The 12,516-nt window shown below is 56.3% G+C and carries 12 protein-coding genes and 1 tRNA gene; 9 read left to right on the forward strand and 4 right to left on the reverse strand.

Annotation, left to right across the window (positions count from 1 at the left end):
* The first annotated feature begins 39 nt into the window (after window positions 1–39).
* Window positions 40–459, forward strand: coding sequence for an efflux RND transporter permease subunit (locus IC235_RS13250; protein WP_223847290.1), 420 nt, complete (start codon window positions 40–42; stop codon window positions 457–459).
* Between the two features lie 225 nt (window positions 460–684).
* Here the strand turns inward: IC235_RS13250 and IC235_RS13255 are convergent, their stop codons facing one another.
* From IC235_RS13255 to IC235_RS13265, 3 genes are all read right to left on the reverse strand, one after another.
* The gene (locus IC235_RS13255) at window positions 685–2,424 is read right to left on the reverse strand and encodes an APC family permease (RefSeq protein WP_191005669.1); all 1,740 of its coding nucleotides are present in this window, start codon (window positions 2,422–2,424) and stop codon (window positions 685–687) included.
* Between the two features lie 405 nt (window positions 2,425–2,829).
* Window positions 2,830–3,714: a mechanosensitive ion channel family protein gene (locus IC235_RS13260; RefSeq protein ID WP_191005670.1), complete on the reverse strand. Its 885-nt coding sequence runs from the start codon at window positions 3,712–3,714 to the stop codon at window positions 2,830–2,832.
* Between the two features lie 814 nt (window positions 3,715–4,528).
* Complete coding sequence (locus IC235_RS13265; RefSeq protein ID WP_191005671.1) at window positions 4,529–5,437, reverse strand: ADP-ribosylglycohydrolase family protein; 909 nt, start codon at window positions 5,435–5,437, stop codon at window positions 4,529–4,531.
* Between the two features lie 258 nt (window positions 5,438–5,695).
* On the opposite strand from IC235_RS13265, the gene IC235_RS22495 reads away from it, so the two are divergent.
* From IC235_RS22495 to IC235_RS13285, 5 genes are all read left to right on the forward strand, one after another.
* Window positions 5,696–5,824 (forward strand): hypothetical protein, encoded by a 129-nt coding sequence (locus IC235_RS22495; protein WP_262892820.1) that lies wholly within the window; start codon window positions 5,696–5,698, stop codon window positions 5,822–5,824.
* A 261-nt stretch (window positions 5,825–6,085) separates the two neighbouring features.
* Window positions 6,086–6,835 carry a hypothetical protein gene (locus IC235_RS13270; RefSeq protein WP_191005672.1) on the forward strand — a complete coding sequence of 250 codons (750 nt, stop codon included), beginning with the start codon at window positions 6,086–6,088 and terminating at the stop codon, window positions 6,833–6,835.
* Window positions 6,832–7,446: a recombinase family protein gene (locus tag IC235_RS13275; protein WP_191005673.1), complete on the forward strand. Its 615-nt coding sequence runs from the start codon at window positions 6,832–6,834 to the stop codon at window positions 7,444–7,446. The genes IC235_RS13270 and IC235_RS13275 overlap by 4 nt, the downstream gene beginning before the upstream one ends.
* Window positions 7,443–8,264 carry a DUF2971 domain-containing protein gene (locus IC235_RS13280; protein WP_191005674.1) on the forward strand — a complete coding sequence of 274 codons (822 nt, stop codon included), beginning with the start codon at window positions 7,443–7,445 and terminating at the stop codon, window positions 8,262–8,264. Before IC235_RS13275 ends, IC235_RS13280 begins: the two co-directional genes overlap by 4 nt.
* A 109-nt stretch (window positions 8,265–8,373) precedes the next feature.
* Window positions 8,374–8,685, forward strand: a complete 312-nt coding sequence (locus IC235_RS13285; protein WP_191005675.1) for a hypothetical protein — start codon at window positions 8,374–8,376, stop codon at window positions 8,683–8,685.
* Window positions 8,686–9,181: 496 nt separating this feature from the next.
* On the opposite strand, the gene IC235_RS13290 is transcribed toward IC235_RS13285, so the two are convergent.
* Window positions 9,182–9,253 (reverse strand) — tRNA-Glu (locus IC235_RS13290).
* Window positions 9,254–9,568: 315 nt separating this feature from the next.
* Here IC235_RS13290 and gap point away from each other — a divergent pair.
* From gap to IC235_RS13305, 3 genes are all read left to right on the forward strand, one after another.
* Window positions 9,569–10,576: a type I glyceraldehyde-3-phosphate dehydrogenase gene (gap, locus tag IC235_RS13295; protein WP_191005676.1), complete on the forward strand. Its 1,008-nt coding sequence runs from the start codon at window positions 9,569–9,571 to the stop codon at window positions 10,574–10,576.
* A 207-nt stretch (window positions 10,577–10,783) separates the two neighbouring features.
* Complete coding sequence (locus IC235_RS13300; RefSeq protein ID WP_317173576.1) at window positions 10,784–11,653, forward strand: diacylglycerol/lipid kinase family protein; 870 nt, start codon at window positions 10,784–10,786, stop codon at window positions 11,651–11,653.
* Window positions 11,654–12,007: 354 nt separating this feature from the next.
* Entirely contained in the window at window positions 12,008–12,343 is a 336-nt protein-coding gene (locus tag IC235_RS13305; protein WP_191005677.1) for a translation initiation factor, read from the forward strand.
* Window positions 12,344–12,516: the final 173 nt, after the last annotated feature.

Here is a 12,516-nt window from a genome sequence, read left to right on the forward strand (position 1 = left end):
CCTACCAGGAGAGCCTGTTTCGGGAGCTGCGCCTGGCCACTGAGCGCCTGTTCGCGGCCGGCGAAGTCACCTCCCTGCGGCGCATCAGTTGCTTCCCGCAACGGCATCATGATGATTTCGCACTACCTCCACCTGCTGGAGCACGAAGGCGAGCAGTTCGGTCGGCGCATGATCATCCGGGGTTCGCTCGAACGCCTGGTGCCCGTGCTGATGACGGCCCTGGTGGCGGCGCTGGCCAAGGACGCGCCGGGCAAGGAGATTCTCTACCCCGTGGCCACGGTCATTCTCGGCGCTCTGCTCTCCTCCACTTTTCTCGACATCATCGTCACGCCGGTGGTGTTCTGGCTACTCGGCCAAAAGGTCTTGGCCCAGTACCGCCGCGGCTGTAGCGACGCTAGCCTCGACGCTCAGACTTCCACCTCAGCCCCCAATTGCAATTCCTTGCCGCCCGCTGGTTGAGGAGCGATATGGGACACACATAGACACATAGCTGAAAACTGCTCTAGAGCTGTTTCTCATTCAGTGTCCACAACATCTGGCCCCCCTCTCCTGTAGCTTCGCGCCTCCCGCGAACCGGGGTCGTACCCGGGAGGGTCAGCCTCGTAGGGGGCCCGTGAGGTTTCACCGGCTGCGCCCAGTACACGGAGCTGAACACTGCTTTATCCCAGGGCACCCCGGGAGCGCTTAAATAATCAGCCGGACGCCGCCCAGCTCGGAAATCTGGTAGGGAAACCGGTCGCCGGGCGAGCCGATGAACATGAAGTTCTTCGGAATGCCCCACTCTTTTGACAAGCGCTCAATCAGCTCCGGGCCGAACTGACCTTCCATACTGACGAAGTCGACCACGATTTGCTCGTAGGCCCGGTCGAGCACCTGGATGTCGGTGAGGAGCTCCCGGGAGAACGTCTCGCCGGGGCGCAGCAGGGTCACGATTTTCAGGCGGTTCGTCGACTCATTTTCCACCACGTACGCCATCACCTTGTTGAGGTTGGAAACGTTGTCGCCCTTCGTGAAAAATACAAATTCCTGCCGGTGCAGATCCCGCAGCAGCCGCCGGATGGTAAGCCGGCTGAGGCGGGAAGCGCGGGGCAGGCGCTCGGCCAACGACTCGCTCGCGTGCAGCACCAGGTTCAGCAGGGCCGTGCGGTTGAGCAGGGCCGTCACCAGCAGCAGGGCCGGCAGGAAGTATTGCAGGAATACCACCAGGTAGTCGGGCCGGATGCGAATGTTGCCGTACAGGGCGGCCAGCACCCCCAGCAGCGCCAGGGCAACGGTGATAACGCTCGCGTATACCGGCCGCGGCAGCTTGGGACGCTTGCTCTTGAGCAGGAAGTTGCCGAGGGCGAAAAAGGCCATCACCGACAGAAACGAGATGGTGTACACTCCCGCCAACGGCCCGAGCTGGCCGTCGGTGATCAGCAGTACGGAAATGCAGAGCAGGAAGAAGGTGATGAGAATGATATAGTTGCTTTGCCGCTTGTTTTCCTTCAGGAAAAACTGCGGCAGAATGCGGTCCAGGGCCATGCGTTTCATCAGGCCGCCCACGCCCACGAACGAGGTGAGCACCGCGCCGCTGAGTACGGCCACCGCGTCGACCGAGACGAGCGTGGCCAGCCAGGGGCCACCCGTGCTGGAGCCCAGGTGCGAGAGCAGCGTTTCGGGGTGTTGGCCGATTTCAACCAGGGGCAGCGCCGCCACGGCCAGCAAAGCCAGCAGCGGGTTGAAGACCGTTACCACCACCCACATGTTGCGCAGGGTTTTCTGGAAGACGCCGGGTGCTTGCTCTTCCACGAAGTTGGCGGAGCTTTCGAACCCGGAAATGCCCAGCATGGCGGCGCTAAAGCCCAGAAAGAGCGCGGTGGACAGGCTGCCGCCTTTCAGCGGCAGCTGCCAATTGGCGACCAGGGTAGCCAGCCCGTGCGTAGCCAGGTACCAGCCCGTGACGCCCACCAGCAGCATGAGCGAGAGCAGGTGGAGCACAAAGATGCCCACGGCCACCACCGCCGACTCGGAGATGCCGAGAATGGTCAGCAGCAGGAAAAAGCCCAGCAGCAGCACCGTGGCCGTCATGATGGGCAGCCCCGTCCACAGCGTGTGCAGGTAGTGCATGGCCTCGGAGGCCGAAATAACCGCCGTCGCCATGTAGGAGAGGATGGTCAGGCAGGCGGCCACGGCGGCGTTGCGCTTGCTGGTGGTATTGAGCAGCACGTTGTAGGCGCCGCCGTTGAGGGGCAGGGCCCCGACCACTTCGCCGTAGATGCTGCGAAACAGGTACAGCACCGCCCCCACCATGAGCAGCGCCACCCAGGCATACTGGCCCGCGTACCCAATGGCTAGTGCCGATACATACAGGCAGGATGAGGAAATGTCGTTGCCGCAAATAGCGCTGGCCTCTAGCTCATTGAGTTTCTTGCTGTGGCTCATAGAGGGGGGAAGGGGAAGGGTGGAGGAGTTGTAGCAGTTACCAGGATGCAACCGCCCCCCGTGCTAACGTGCCAAATACGTAAGCGAATGGAATGCCTGTTACGGGCCGGCCGGTTCTGCTGGTACAAATCAAAGCCCAACTGGGCTTTCTTGCCTCGCAACGTCATCGCGGAGCCCGCTTCTTTGCCCTAGCTGGCGCAGGGTTTAACTTACTAAGAGCCTATCTGGAAAATAACCAGCCAGCACGTCATGCTTCATCTGGCGTCCGCTTGCCGAAGCATCTCTACCACGAGGGTGTATTCAATCGAATGAATTACATTGAATAAAGTACTGCCGCGGTCGAGAGGCTGCGACCTCGCGGATGCCAGAGGCGCAGGGCGTGCCGCCTATTTTCCGGATAGGCTCTTAGTCGGCCAACTGCTGGCGCAGCTGGGCCTGCAGCGCCGGCGACACGTCCAGGGTACGGATGGGGAAGGGGATGACGATGCCCGCCTGGTCGAAGGCGCGCTTAATGCGCATGATGGCCTCGCTCTTGGCCCCCACGTAGTCGACCTGTTTCTGATATGGAATCCAGAACCGCAGCGTGAAGGTGATAGCGCTTTCGCCAAAGCTGGTGAACATCACCTCCACGGGCTGGTCGGGGAGGAGGTTGGGAAAGCCGTGCAGGCTGGCCAGCACCACCTCCCGCACCCGCTCCAGGTCCGAATCGTAAGCCACCCCGCACTCCACATCCACCCGGCGGCGGGTGGTGACGGTGTAGTTGATGATAGCGGTTTCGAACACCTTGCGGTTGGGCACGCGCACCAGCTCGCCGGTTACCTGGCGCAGGTCGAGGGTGCGCAGGTTGATGCTTTCGATGGTGCCGAAAAAAGATTCGGTTTGAATGACGTCGCCCACGGTGAAAGGCCGTTGCACCGCGATAATGATGCCGCTGATAAAATTGGCCGCGATGTCCTGAAAAGCAAACCCCAACGCCAGCCCGATAATGCCGACCCCCGCCAATAAAGAAGTTACCGTCTTGTCGAGGCTCAGTACTTCCAGCGTGAAAAACGTGCCCAGCAGCAGCACGCCCAGGTACGCCATGGTCCCGACCAGGTTGTTGAGCGTGGCGTGGGCCGACACCCGCGGCAATATCGTGCCCATAATTCGCCGCACCAGCCGCGCCGCGAAAAAGGTGACAACCAGAATCAGCAAGGCAATCAACAGATTGGGCAGCAGTAGAATAAACTGCTGCACCCAACGAATGAGCTTGCCCGATAACAAAGCAAAGGCGCGGTGGAGGTCCGTCATACAGGCTGGGAAATAGTGGGGTTTATACTACGGCCGGGAACCGGTTTGGGTGGGGTGGCGCGAGTTCAGCACTGTCCGAACTCCATGAGGCCGAAGTCCGGGCACGGGTCAGGTACCGGTTTAGCCAGCTTTTCAGGTCTCCGCTACCCTTTCGGTGGACCGGGATTGGCGACTTGGGCCCACAACGGCCAGAGTCGCGGCATGCACACCATAAAAGTAGGGGCCATTTCCGCGCCCGTGCGGACTTGCTCCATTGGCTTAACGCTGGGAGGCGGCCGATGTGTTCGGGGGCGCGGCTGTTCTCTGGGAACTCAAATCCACTTCCGCTCGCCCGAGGACAGAAGCTGGTGGTAAACAGCCCGCAGAAAATATTACGTAGGCTTCGACACCCGAGCCTCGCCGGGCGGCAGCTCAAAGACGTCGCACTCTTGGGCTTCGCTGATGAATTAGCTGCCAATGGCCACCAATCAGAGGCGTAGAAAAGAAGTTATTGGTTGTTAAACCGCTCAAACGACTGCCAGTACTTGGCCTTATAAATCTCGTAGGTCACCTTTAGAATGCTAATCAGTACCTGCGTGTGTTAGCCGGCGGCGCGGTTCAGCCGGTCGGGTCCAGATGGGCCGTGTAAGCAGGAGTAAATCTATCGATTGATAAGCACGTGGCCTGGGCGACCCACATATGGCCTCATTATCGTGCAGGCCTAACACCTTTGGCTTATGAGAGCACGTGCTATCACCGTTCGCTACGTACTACCAAGGCCATACTTAGCTTACTCATTGTTTAATGTAGTGGAATACAAAGAATTGCCAGCCATTTAAACTAGCTGCTGCTGGGCAACATGCACTACCTGCTTCAACCAAGCGTATCCGTTTACTTGGGTAAGCTTGCGGAGTAGTTCTGTCGGAATGTTCTGCGGCCCTAGCAAGGCTCCGGCTATTTGCCCAGCCAGCGAGGCATTTGTATCCGTATCCCCGCCTGCTACCACGATGGCTTCCAGCATTTGTTTGAGCCCCAAGCGCGGTACCTGCGAGGCGCAGAATAAGGCAAAGGGTACCGAATCCACTACATAGCCACTTGTGCCGAAGCGCGCAACCTCTGCAATGGAGGGCTGCCCTGGTAAAGCCTGGATTTCTAAGAGCCGGTCGCGCACCCGGGTATCAGGAAGTTGTGGCACTAGCAAGCCCAGCAGTGGCTCTTCTCCCGTCCACTGCCCTGTTAAGATAGCTCTGATTGCTAGCACTATAGCCAATGCCCCCACATAGGCGTCTGCCTGGCGATGGGTAATCCGACAGAAATCGTGTAGCTCAACTCGAGAATACTGCTCCCAAAAGGCAAAGGGCGCAATGCGCATGGCGGCACCATTACCAGCACCATACTCCCCCTCTCGCCCGACCTGGCTCCAATGACCACCCGCCTGTAGTTCCCGCAATGCTTTTAAGGTACTAGCTCCAAGGCCGGTGAGAAGCCCGCGTGAGTAGGCATTTGCCAAGCAGGATGCGAGCCTATCAGGTGAAAGAAGAGGCGTTTGACTTAAAGCTTCCAACGTTACCAAGGTGAGTTGGGTATCATCCGTCAACTGCCAAGCAGGAGCGCTTATGGGCGGTGGCTGAAGATAGAATGTATTACTGCCGGGGCGTTTAGGTAGGTTTTCAAAACTACTTCCCCAGGCGTCACCAATGGCTCCTGCTAGTATACAGCCCGCTAATCGTTCCTGTTTGTGCATGGGCAAAAGTTGCGACAGACCAGTCTAACTCAGGTAAGTTACTTCGTGTATAGCCGTCAACCATATTGTAGCTGGAGCCTTGGGACTCCAACTGCAACTTACTGACTCGTTCTCGTTTAGCCTATTATTTTATCCCCAATACCCTCTATAACACCCTACGAATGGGCGCTTGGCTCGATACCGCAAGGCGAGCCATGTTGGTGTCCTTTTTTCATGCTAGCAGCGCGGTGAGCTTTGTGCTTCAACGAGCTGCGCGCGATGAACGGTAGCCTGGCCAACGTGGAAAACTGGCAGTCCCGCCTCGAAGTCGTGCTCGACGTGCAGGGCCACCAGCAACTCCTCGACGAAGCTAAGCAGGTGCGCTACGAAAACGGGATTCGGGCGTAAAGCAGGTGTTCAAATTATTCTCCCCCGGAAGGCCCCGAAGATCTGCGTTTTCGGGGCCTTCTGGGGGTGTCAGAAAGCGTTCAAAAAAGAAATCTAATTTGAACGCCCCTGAATGAGCAGTTAGGTTATACCTTTAGGTATAAGAAGGATATAGCAATGGATGATAGAAGGAAAAAAAAGGTGAGATTGACGAATTTACCTCGTACCTGTATTTTTTGTGGTAAAACCCCTCTTTCACGAGAACACCTCTGGCCCCAATGGATGACTAAGGTGTTACCTGTTGAGTTTGACAAGCATTCGCATGAAACGAATCTTAAGTATCAGCGTCTTGATACTGGGCAAGTTGATATAGTTAAGCCAAATTATATCAGAGTGAAACAAGGGCACGTAGGCTCTTGGAAACTTATGATTGTATGCATCGACTGCAATATAACGTGGATGAGCAAAATAGAGGCTGAAGCTATACCACTCCTGACACCCCTAATTGAAAAGGAAAGAGAAATTTTATCCCAACAGGACCAAACTCAGCTATCGACTTGGGTAGCTTTAAGGACTGTTATTGGTGAGTTTGTTGACATTGCCACTCAAGCCATTCCCGAAAGCGATAGAAAAATCTTGATGGAAACAAAGCTTCCACCCCCTGATTGGAACATCTGGGTTGCGAGGTATAAAGGCCCTCTTCGCCAAGCATATCGACATCGTGGAATTGCTTTAAGAGAAATGAAGCATGGGGAGAAAGCGTCCAGCTTAGCAGTTAAACACATTTCTCAGTGTACGATTTTGATACTGGGTGAACTAATTTTTTTTGTATTAACAACTACCGAAAGAGGTGCCCTTAACCAACTAATGCGCAATTCCGATAATACAAAATTTGCAAGACTATGGCCGTTGCTGAAGGAGAAAATTGTTTTACCAGATTTGCCTTTTATATCACATGCAGAAATGCTGGATATGCCTAATTATTTAAATTATCTTGTGGAAACAATCACTTCAGATAATAAGAAACATTGAAAGTCGCCCTCTATGCCCGCGTGTCGACCAGCGACAAAGACCAGAATCCGGAGAACCAGCTGGTGCTCCTGCGCAGGGAGGCCGAGCGCGCTGGCGATACAATCTATAAAGAGTACGTCGACGAGAAGTCGGGTGGTAGTTCCAATCGCAAGGCCTTTCAGGAAATGATGAAGGATGCCGGCAAGCGGCGCTTCGATCTGGTACGCGTGTTCGCACTGGACCGCTTCAGCAGCGAGGGCATCGAGAAGGTGTTTGAGCACACGGCCGCGCTGGAGCAGGCGGGGGTGCAGTTTTGGAGCTACTGCGAGCCAGCTCTAAACACAACCGGTCCCATGGCCAGCCTTTTCAAGTCAATCATTGCTTGGGCTGCCGGCTACCGCAATCAGCGCCACTCGGAGAACGTGCGGCTAGGTCAGGCTCGCAAGCGTGCTCAAGTTGCAGCTGCAGGGCAGGAATACGTGCATGGGCGCCGGGCCACCGATAATGCGGTGGTTGAGGAAGTGAAGCGACTGGGCGCCAAAAAATTCAGCGTTCGTAAGATTTCTAAGGCTACTGGTGTGTCAGTGGGCACAGTGCAGAAGTACCTAAAACAACCAACTCAAATACAATGAATTCATACAAGGAGTCTATCTACCAGGGCGTTTCTGTTCCAGAAATTTTATATAAGTATAGGAATTGGGAGAACCAATTTCATAGGTCAATCATTACAAAAAGGGAAGTATTTTTGGCCGCACCTTCAACTTTTGAAGACCAATTAGATTGTAAGAACCCGGTTCGCTACGATTTACTTACAGATGAACAAATTATTGAAAAATACATTTACGAATCACGAAAAACTAATCCTGGTTTTTCGGAGCAAGAACACCTAGACTTTGCCCAACGATGGGCGGGGAAGGGGTTATTTCGCAATAAGAAACACATAGCTAAGCATTCAAGACTTGATAATATCTCATTGAATGAACGATTGGGAGTATTGTGTCTAACGGCAGATCCTATAAATAAGGAGATGTGGCACAAGTATTCTCGTAACAGCCGGGAATTTGCCATTGGATTTCGGACAGAGATACTTTTTGACTTCGTTGGTTCATGGGGGCCGGTGCGTTATGAGCCCCAATTGCCCCGTATTATGCCTACTCCTTGGCATGATGAAGAATACCAGATGATAGCCCAATTATACTTTAAGACACAGAAGTGGAGCTTTGAGAAAGAATACCGCACATTACGTTTTTCTGGAACACCACTGACTCTTCAAGACCGAATAGTTGAACTCCCTGCCGAAGCCTACGAGGAAATTGTATTTGGCCCTCTTTCAAGCCCAAAAAAGCGTAAAAAAATAGCAGAAGCTGCTCAATCTGCGATACCAAGTATTAAGTTTAGATTAGCTACGATCGAGGCAGGTACTAGGAATTTGGTTTTAGTAGCACTATAATCCGATTCTGTTTGGACTGACAATAATCTATTTTGTTGTCCTTTTCTTGGCGCTGACGGCGGCAAACCTTTGGGTCCATTTCTTCAACCCAATCAAAATGACCGAAAGCATGAGAAAACTATTTGCGATGCTGGCCTACAGCATCATGCTCTGTTTGGCCACCCTCAACGGTGCTCACGCACGAACGCCCGTCCCCAACCACAAGATCTACGCCACCGAATATGTGATGCGCCCGGCCATGTGCGTCATTGATACGGTGGCTACCACTTACGCCGCCATCCTGAAGCCAGTGTTGGGTCCCGTAGCTCCAGCCTCGTTGGTAGCCGTCGACAGTGGCCAAGGGTACCTAGCGCTGCTACGCTCGATGACTTGCCCTACTGACGACAGGCGGAATTTGGTCAAACAGGTAGAGGCGGTCTGAAAGAACCCCTATAAACATAAGAAAGCCCCGACCACTCAATTGGTCGGGGCTTTTGGTAAATGCTTGCTGCTTGAACGCTAAAGGGCAGTGCCACCCTTTTTGCCACCTTTTCTTCAAAAACCGCGAAATTAGCCTAATGAGCCAATTTATATAATTCTCAGCCAGAAGCCGATTCAGTGAGGGTAGGAATACGCGCCCCCTTGCCTTTTGTGCCCTCCTTCTTGCCCTCCTAAAAGAAAAAAAGGCCGTCACATTGCTGTGAGGGCCTTTTCTGTGGTCGTGTAAGGAGTTGAACGTTTTACGACTTCAATGCGAGATGATTCGTCGGATGAGCTACTCTATTAATCATCTGGATCAGCAACCAAAGATTTGTTAGTCACCATGAATTGAACCACACCATCCCTATCCAGAAGAGGTTTTCATGGATAAAACTGACACGGAAACTGACACGGAAAAAAGAAAAAGGGCTCTCGCGATAGCGTGAGAGCCCTTTTAGTAGTCCGTAGGGGAATCGAACCCCTGTTGGTAGAATGAAAATCTACTGTCCTAACCCCTAGACGAACGGACCGTTTTTGTTTTGGTGGTGCAAAGATACAGGTCCTCGCTTTCAATGCAAGGGGCGGGGCGAAAAAAAGTGTCGTACCGACCAAAGACCATTGTTTTTCAGCCTGAAAAGATTTCTGACCAGTATTCCGTAAGCCGCCGTACCGGGAGAAGCCAAAAACCTCGTGGTTATCTTCTGCGGGCCCCCGGCTGTAGCAAGAATAGAGAAGAACAGGGCCGGGGGCAGTGCTAGCGAACCCGCCCGGGCCTGCTATCTTCGCGCCGCGTTTCAACCGGCCGCCAGTGTGGCAGCCAGTCACTTCTTTTTCCCTGTTTTGCTATGGCAAAAATTAAAGTCGCCATCAACGGCTTCGGCCGCATTGGCCGCCTCACTTTCAAGTCGCTGCTCGGCCGCGACAACGTGGAAATCGTCGCTATCAACGACCTGACCGACAACAAGACGCTGGCCCACCTGCTGAAGTACGATTCCGTGCACGGCCGCTTCGACGGCACCGTGACCTACGACGAGGAGAGCCTGACCGTGAACGGCGTGCGCATTCACGCCCTGGCTGAGCGCGACCCCAAGCTGCTCCCCTGGGGCACCATGGGCGTGGACGTGGTGCTCGAGTCGACCGGCCGCTTCGTGGACGAAGCCGGGGCCGGCCAGCACCTCACCGCCGGGGCCAAAAAAGTAGTGATTTCAGCCCCCGCCACCGGCAACATCCCGACCGTGGTGCTGGGCGTGAACGAAGACATCCTGACCGGCGCCGAAACCATCTTGAGCAACGCCAGCTGCACCACCAACTGCCTGGCCCCGATGGCCAAGGTGCTGGACGATGCGTTCGGCATTGAGAAGGGCTACATCACCACGGTGCACGCTTATACCTCCGACCAGAACCTGCAGGATGCTCCCCACAAGGACCTGCGCCGCGCCCGCGCCGCCGCCTACAGCATCATCCCCACCAGCACCGGCGCCGCCAAAGCCGTGGGCCTGGTGCTGCCCAAGCTGAAAGGCAAGCTCGATGGCCTGGCCATGCGCGTGCCCGTGCCGGATGGCTCGATGACCGACCTGACCGTCATCCTGAAAAGGGAGGCAACCAAGGAAGAAATCAACGCCGCCCTGCGCGCCGCCGCCGAAGGCCCACTCAAAGGCATCATTGAGTACGCTACCGACCCGTTGGTGAGCATCGACATCGTAGGCAACCCCCACAGCTGCATTTTCGATTCGGAGCTGACTTCCGCCAACGGCACCCTGGCCAAAGTCATCGGCTGGTACGACAACGAATTTGGCTACTCCACCCGCACGGCCGACCTGATTCAAAAGCTCGGCGAGCAAATGAACGGGTAATTGACGTGCTGACTGGTTGGAGTGCTGACTTTCGTACCAAGCAACTAAAAAGCCTGCCTAGCGGTGGGCTTTTTTGCTATTTGCCGTCGCAAGAAACCCGTACGAGGAAGGAAGCGGCCACAGTTATTAGGGCCTTAGTCCAACCGTCTGCTCGGCTCCTCCGCCCAGCAACTCTCTGGCGTATCAGTACCTCTACACCTTCGCATCGTGCCTAGAACCTGCTTTATTCTTAACCCCACGGCCGGTCCCAGCCGCCGCCGCGATGTGCCCGCACTGATTGCCCGGCACTTTGGGACCCTGGTAGCCGACTACGAAGTGCGCCTGACCGAGTGCGCCGGACACGCCGTGGAACTGGCCCGGGCCGCCGCGGCCGAAGGCTTCGAGGTAGTGGCGGCCGTGGGCGGCGACGGCACCGTGAACGAGGTCGGGCGCGGCCTGCTGGGCACCGCGGCGGCCCTCGGCATCGTGCCGCAGGGCTCGGGCAATGGCCTGGCCCGCCATTTGGGGGTGCCGCTGAGCCTGGCGCCGGCGCTGCGCCGCTTGGCGGCCCCCACGTTTAGTCGCATGGACGTGGGCGTGATGAACGACCATCCTTTTTTCTGCACGGCCGGGCTGGGGTTTGACGCGCACGTGAGCCAGCACTTCGCCCAGGCCGGCTCGCGGGGCCTGAGCACCTACCTGCGGGTGACGCTGCGCGAGTACCGCCGCTACCGGCCCGTCCGGGTGCGCATCGACCTGAACGGGCAGGTAGAGGAAACAGACTGCTACGTGCTGGCTTTCGCCAATGCGTCGCAATACGGCAACAACGCCTACATCGCCCCCCTGGCCGACTTGCGCGACGGCCTGCTCGACGTGTGCCTGATCGATGCGCTACCCGCCGGCCGGGCCTTTCGGGTGAGCCTGGCTATGGCCCTGGGCAACCTGCCCCAATCCAAAGCCGCCGAGTATTTTCGGGTGCCGCGCGGCCGGGTGCTGGCGGAAGCGCCCATCGGCTTCCACGTCGACGGCGATTACCTGGGGCACGCCACTGAGTTCGTGGTAGAGCTGCTGCCCCTGGCCTTAGCCGTGGCCGTTTGAGCTATTCAACCGGGTTCATCAAGCCTCCATGCCGATCATTTAGAGCTATATCCCATTTCGTGTGGGAACGTGTCCCTACTTCAGCTTTCAACTATAATCTCATTTAGAGTTTAGAGCCGCACTCCATTTCGTGTCCCTATCGTCTGGCTCCCCTCTCCTGGGGCTTCGCGCCTCCAGCGAACCGGGGCTGGGGGTGAGGTGCCCGGCGCACGGACCTGGGAAACGCTCTGAAAAGCAACAATAGCCCAGTGCTTGTTGCCGCCACTCTCTTATGCCTAACCCTACATAGGGCGCGAGGTAGCGGTCTGTCGCCGGGCAGTGCTTACTTGCGAATCATTCAACAGTAATTGCCCGATGAAAAACAACCGGCAAGGGGTGGTGTATTCTACCAATCCCGATTTCTCCTACCAGACCGATGAGCCCGTCGGGGCCCAAACCCTGCCGCCGCAACAGCAGCAGTTGCGGGTGCAGCTCGATAAAAAGCAGCGCGGCGGCAAACAGGTGACGCTGGTTACCGGCTTCGTGGGCACCGACGCCGACCTGCAGGCCCTGGGCAAGCTGCTCAAGACCAAGTGCGGCGTGGGCGGCAACGCCAAAGACGGCGAAGTGCTCGTGCAGGGCGACTTCCGCGACAAGGTGCTGGAGGTGCTGCTCAAAGAAGGCTACAAGGCCAAGAAAGCCGGTGGCTGATAACTGGTCCTGCCCGATAGCCTTGTCAGCCACGAACGAATTAGCTGGCCACGCGACGGTGCTCGCCTTGAGCCGTAGGGCCGCGCCCGGGTTTAGCAGGAACGCTAGCTCCTTGAAGCGCGACGCAGCGGGCAGCATGGGCGCAAAGCCGGCATTGTTGGCGTAGCCCGCGC

Origin of the sequence: Hymenobacter montanus, from assembly GCF_014699115.1 — a bacterium.
Taxonomy (GTDB): domain Bacteria; phylum Bacteroidota; class Bacteroidia; order Cytophagales; family Hymenobacteraceae; genus Hymenobacter; species Hymenobacter montanus.

What these genes read in the sequence shown, in the direction of transcription:
- IC235_RS13255 (WP_191005669.1), bottom strand. Translation starts at nt 2,424, where the DNA reads ATGAGCCACAGCAAGAAACTCAATGAGCTAGAGGCCAGCGCTATTTGC.
- IC235_RS13285 (WP_191005675.1), top strand. Translation starts at nt 8,374, where the DNA reads ATGAGAAAACTATTTGCGATGCTGGCCTACAGCATCATGCTCTGTTTG.
- IC235_RS22495 (WP_262892820.1), top strand. Translation starts at nt 5,696, where the DNA reads ATGAACGGTAGCCTGGCCAACGTGGAAAACTGGCAGTCCCGCCTCGAA.
- IC235_RS13270 (WP_191005672.1), top strand. Translation starts at nt 6,086, where the DNA reads ATGACTAAGGTGTTACCTGTTGAGTTTGACAAGCATTCGCATGAAACG.
- IC235_RS13265 (WP_191005671.1), bottom strand. Translation starts at nt 5,437, where the DNA reads ATGCACAAACAGGAACGATTAGCGGGCTGTATACTAGCAGGAGCCATT.
- IC235_RS13280 (WP_191005674.1), top strand. Translation starts at nt 7,443, where the DNA reads ATGAATTCATACAAGGAGTCTATCTACCAGGGCGTTTCTGTTCCAGAA.
- IC235_RS13305 (WP_191005677.1), top strand. Translation starts at nt 12,008, where the DNA reads ATGAAAAACAACCGGCAAGGGGTGGTGTATTCTACCAATCCCGATTTC.
- gap (WP_191005676.1), top strand. Translation starts at nt 9,569, where the DNA reads ATGGCAAAAATTAAAGTCGCCATCAACGGCTTCGGCCGCATTGGCCGC.
- IC235_RS13260 (WP_191005670.1), bottom strand. Translation starts at nt 3,714, where the DNA reads ATGACGGACCTCCACCGCGCCTTTGCTTTGTTATCGGGCAAGCTCATT.